The 1161-nt window shown below is 40.1% G+C and carries 1 protein-coding gene; it reads right to left on the reverse strand.

Annotation, left to right across the window (positions count from 1 at the left end; all coding sequences use genetic code 11):
- Positions 1-139: 139 nt before the first annotated feature.
- Positions 140-1161, reverse strand: a 1022-nt coding sequence (locus DC094_RS22245; RefSeq protein ID WP_158527427.1) for a hypothetical protein, incomplete at its 5' end; no start/stop codon positions are given.

Raw genomic sequence — 1161 nt, forward strand, 5'->3', positions numbered from 1 at the left:
ATGAGTATTTAATCCGAAAATTAAATGATATAAATGAAGCAAAAATAATGGTAGGTGAATCAGTTCACATATATAACTAGCGGTGATTTCATTTATTATTAGCATATAAAATGCTCGATGAAATACAGCAGGTGATCACTTAAAGTAGGGTGCAACCGGACGATGGCTCAGCTTCTCTAGAAGATTTTATAGAAGATTTCATAGAAGATTTCATAGAAGATTCCATGTCGCTTAATATTTTGATGAGTGCTGGTATAGGTACTGCGTTGCAAGTAGAAATACCCGTTGGTGAAATTAGCGTCAGTAATGTGCCGCAGGGGCTGATAATATAACGGGATATATCGGGTGCATTAAAATCAAGGGTCGCTTTATTTTTATCGAAGAAGGGGTGTGCTTGTTCTCCAGGAGCAATTTCCTGTCTCATTAATCCAGCTGATGATGTGTATGTTAAATGCTTGGCTGATGGTGCAGCAATCGCGAGGTAAGGTGGCTTGCCTGCAAGTCTAAAATCTGATGATTGGCGCCATGCCTGTGTTTCCTCAGTTGTTTTAGTCAGATCGAATACTAGAAGTATTCCATCATCTCGAGCTAAATATAAATAAATTTCTTGCTTATTGTTTAAAAAAAACAGGGGGCTTCTAGATGCTATTTGTCCTCGCTGGCTTAAGTATAGAGGATTGGTTATAGACTGAATCCCGCATTTATAAGAAATTCTTTGTGAAGTAAGTGGAAACCAGCGATGGAGACTTCTGCACAATATAAAAATCGACTCCTCGTTAGGGTGTACTATTGCACATTCTATATAATTTAAAGCCTTCCCTGACATTGTATTTTTTGCAACTCTGCGGGCAATATTTCGATAGCTTAACTGGGCGCTATCCGTGTTTTTTTGGACGTAGTACATCATGCCGGGCGCATGAGCCTTCAAAAGATGAGTGACGTGGCCTGGAATTCGATTAACTGACGATAGCTCTAAGTGATGGGCCCACAATATCGCAGATTTAGATTTTGCATCATGTAAAGCGCCGATACGTGTGGTTTCATCAAACCATAGCGTATCTACACCTTGCTGATTAAGATAACACCTGCTTATTCTTGGATTTGTAGCGGAGGGATCGAGGCTCCAAGCAGTGATGTGTTTTGCCCCAGCGCTATATAAAC

The organism is Pelagibaculum spongiae, from assembly GCF_003097315.1.
GTDB classification, from domain to species: Bacteria; Pseudomonadota; Gammaproteobacteria; order Enterobacterales; family Pelagibaculaceae; genus Pelagibaculum; species Pelagibaculum spongiae.